The organism is Paracoccus marinaquae, from assembly GCF_018860165.1.
GTDB lineage: Bacteria > Pseudomonadota > Alphaproteobacteria > Rhodobacterales > Rhodobacteraceae > Paracoccus > Paracoccus marinaquae.
In genome coordinates this window covers 1-3,509 of record NZ_JAHKNG010000088.1, presented here as the reverse complement: position 1 = coordinate 3,509, position 3,509 = coordinate 1, and the positions used below count along the sequence as shown (strand labels likewise).

Genomic DNA, 3,509 nt, shown 5'->3' with positions numbered 1-3,509 from the left:
GGCGGTTCTGGGCCCGCGGATATTTCTCGACAACCTCGGGCAATGTCACCGACGACATCATACTTCAGTATCTGGAACTGCATGGAAAACGGGATGCTACCGGCGTCAGCCGGTAGTGGTTCACTTCGGCGATGGAAAGCCCGTGCGCCCGGTGATGATCGCCCTGGTCGATGTAGCCTCACACTATATTCTTGGCTATGAACTGGCGCGATCCGAAAATGCCGTCACGACAGCGCGGTTGATCCGCACGGTTTGCCAGCTTTATGGCATTTTCGACAGGCTCTATACCGACAATGGCTCGGCCTTCGCCGGGCATCTGGTCGCGGGGGGCGCAAAGCACAAATGGCGCGGGAAGGGCAAGGGGAAGTCCGGCGTCAAACCGCTTGGCGTTTGCTATCACCTTAGCATTGAAACGATTTTCGCAATCCCGAAAAATGCACGGGCCAAGATCGCCGAGTGCACCTTCGCCACGCTGTCGCGTGATCTTGATGACCGACCGGAATTTCAAGCGGCTCATGCTGGCCACGCCCCCGGCGCGACACCGACAAAGGATGTTGTGCCGGTCCCGCTGGCTGACGCCGACGCGGTTATCCGCCGGCAGATGGATCGCCACAACCGGGAAACTGGTCGCAAAGGGCAAGGCGCGGGCGGGCGGTCATATGAGCAAATCTTTCGCGACGGCTTAACCGAACGGATCATGCGCAAACCCACCAAACAGCAGCTCTATATGGCATCGCCAATCTATACGCCGGCATCGGTAGACCGCTTTGGCCGCGTCCATATCAACAGCTGGACCTATGGCGGGCCGGAAACCCAGCAGGAACTGCTAGCCTGGCATGGCAAAGGGCAAATCCTGATCGGCCGTAAACCTGACGATTTCGACGCGCCCGCCGTCGCCTTCAGCGATAAGGGGCGGCTGATCTGCAAGGACATAATGCCTGTTAAAGCAGGCGTTTATGGCAGCGTTGAAGGCGCGAAAGAAGCGGCGAAGAACCGGAAGGCGGCGCGCGCTGCGGTCGCGGCCGCTGATGAAGCAAACAGCTATCTGGATGATGCGGCCTTTGATGCTGCCATTGCCCGGCTCAGCGCGCCGGATGCGCCGACACCGCCGAAGCCTACCAAGGTGGTCGGCGGAAAGTTTGGCGGCTTGCAGCCCAAGCGGAAGGCCGAGGCCGAAACAAGGCCAGGCGCAACAACCTATCTGACACCGGAAATGCAGGAACGGTTTGACCGGGCCATCGGCTTCAAACCTGCGTTCGGTGCTGAAAAGTCGGTCCGATGAGTGCGGACACACCCATCGGACCTTTCAACGCGGGCAACGCCCGCATCCTTGAACGGAGGTAAGAATGGCAGAAGTGGTTCAACTTGCCAAGCCGGGAGCAACTGCGCCGGTGACGCAAGGCTTTGTGATGACGGAAAGCGCGCAGGACATATTGCGATCCCTGCAACTTGTGCGCGCCGCTGGCGATGCGATCACCTTGATCGCCGCCGCACCTGGGACCGGCAAGACCGAGGCGCTGCGGCAGTTCGCGAACGGCCAAGGCTCTGAAGTGGTCCTGGTCACCGCCGTCGCCGGTGAAGGCACGCCGTGGGGTGTCGCTTGTCAGCTCATGCAGCTGTGGAACCTTGGTGCACCGAACAGCCGCAATTTGATGGAAACGCGGCAAATGATCGGGGCCTGCGTCGGTCGGGGCGGGCTTTTGCTCGTGGACGAGGCGCAATATCTGGTTCAGCGCAACCCGCGCGGCAAAGATACCTGGGACTCTCTCGAATGGTTGCGGGCCATGGCAGAAGAAGGCCAGTTTTCGCTGGCGTTCTGTGGCGATCTGGCCCTGCTCGATACGGCCTCGCGCCTGCCGCAACTCTGGCTTCGAATGCGCCGCCGCGTCGTGATCAAATACGTCTCGAAAGTAGATGTGGCTGCCCTTGCGGGTCAGCGGGGCTTCACGGATGCGTCCATAACCGAGGTGCTCTATCGCGTTGCCCGCCGTGGCGGCGGCTTGGGTGATGTGGACAGCGCGATCAGTCATGCGCGCCTTTTGTCCGGCGAGAATATCCCGGCTCCGGGCTTCATCATGGCGGCTCTGGAAGATCTGAAACTGCTGTCGCGGGAGGATCGGGCATGACCACAATCAATCTGACGATCCAGCTTCGCCTGGACGAGGCGGACATGCCGCTTTTCACGGGCACCGATCTGTTCGTGATCCCGCACCTGCCGGTCGAGCGCGAGGGCGTTCTTCGGGCGATGGCGGTCCTTGAACGGTTCGTTGAAGCCTCGGGCGACGCCGGTGCGATTTCGGCGTTTCAGGCTGTGGGCGAAGTTTTCGCCCGCGCCAGGGTGACGGGCGCGCGGGGGGCCGACGCATGAACGGCGCTCATACCATGCCTTCCCGGAACCCCCTCTCCTTCGACGATCTTCTGGACCTGTTCGAGGCTTATGTGGCGACCATTGGTGCGCCGCTGCAAAAGGCCGTTCATCTGATCCAGGACGAACTGGACTATCATCAGGGCGACATCTTCCAGAATATCATGACGCCGGTCTGCGATGCGGAAGACATGGCGCAGCGGCTTCGGGCGATCCGCGCCGTCCGTCAGGCGCGTGGCATGGTTCATCTGGTACTGTCGCCACCCGATGTGCGTATCACGGCAGGGCATGTCCAGGAGCTTCAGGAACTGGTCTATGATGCGGCAGCCGCGCTTTCGACGGTGCATCGAACCGTAATGAACGATCCGCAATATCTGGCCGATGATTGGCAGATGCCCGCTGGAACGCTCGAAACCATCAATCTGACGCGCCGTGTCCTGGACGATGCGGCAGAGCGGCAATGCGCTTATCTGCGCAGACATGCGCAGCTGCTTGAACGGGCCGCAGCCCGGCTGGACACAGAGGAGGCCACGTCATGACGATCACCCGCAAGCAGATCGCGCTGTTGCACGTCGCGAAATCCAGGCTCGGGCTGTCCGACGACACCTATCGCACCGCGCTGGCGCAGATCGCCGGCGTCACCTGCTCGACCGAACTGGATGGGCCGGGCTTTGATGCGATGATGGGGTTGTTCCAGTATCTCGGCTTCGAGCCGGTGAAGGCGCAGGGCCAGAACTATGGCGCGCGGCCGGGCATGGCGAGCTTTGCCCAGATCGAGCTGATCCGGGCGTTGTGGCGGGAATATACCAGCCGGCAGGCCGGTGAGGCCGAGTTGAACAAGTGGCTTCTGCGTTGCTTCAAGGTCTCATCGCTGCGCTTCCTGACGGCCGGGGCCGCGCCGAAGGCGATCACCGCCCTGAAGGCGATGAAGGCGCGGGCCAGTGCAGCCTGATCCGGCCGGACAGCGAAACCGGGGGCGGGGGAGTGTCCGATCTTTTGTGTATGATTGATCGGGTACATGCTTCACCGAAAGGAAGCATGTATGACGATCTCCAAGGAAATTCTGGACGAGTTGCTGAAAGGCGTTGAGCGCCCGGAGGACCTGCTCGGCGATGCCGGGCTGATGAAAGAACTGAAGATCCGG

5 protein-coding genes and 1 pseudogene are annotated in these 3,509 nt (G+C 61.4%); all 6 read left to right on the top strand.

The annotated features are described in order from the left end of the window. Nucleotides 1-116, top strand: a pseudogene (locus tag KNW02_RS21045) (IS200/IS605 family transposase); the annotation flags it as partial. Then, nucleotides 116-1,282: an integrase catalytic domain-containing protein gene (locus KNW02_RS20125; RefSeq protein ID WP_216034967.1), complete on the top strand. Its 1,167-nt coding sequence runs from the start codon at nt 116-118 to the stop codon at nt 1,280-1,282. The pseudogene KNW02_RS21045 and the gene KNW02_RS20125, both read left to right, overlap by 1 nt. Nucleotides 1,283-1,346: 64 nt before the next feature. Then, nucleotides 1,347-2,126: an AAA family ATPase gene (locus KNW02_RS20120; RefSeq protein WP_216034966.1), complete on the top strand. Its 780-nt coding sequence runs from the start codon at nt 1,347-1,349 to the stop codon at nt 2,124-2,126. Beyond that, nucleotides 2,123-2,368, top strand: a complete 246-nt coding sequence (locus KNW02_RS20115) for a hypothetical protein (protein WP_216034965.1) — start codon at nt 2,123-2,125, stop codon at nt 2,366-2,368. Before KNW02_RS20120 ends, KNW02_RS20115 begins: the two co-directional genes overlap by 4 nt. Nucleotides 2,369-2,382: 14 nt before the next feature. Next, nucleotides 2,383-2,904, top strand: a complete 522-nt coding sequence (locus tag KNW02_RS20110) for a hypothetical protein (protein WP_216034964.1) — start codon at nt 2,383-2,385, stop codon at nt 2,902-2,904. Then, nucleotides 2,901-3,317, top strand: a complete 417-nt coding sequence (locus KNW02_RS20105; RefSeq protein WP_216034963.1) for a regulatory protein GemA — start codon at nt 2,901-2,903, stop codon at nt 3,315-3,317. The genes KNW02_RS20110 and KNW02_RS20105 overlap by 4 nt, the downstream gene beginning before the upstream one ends. Nucleotides 3,318-3,509: the final 192 nt, after the last annotated feature.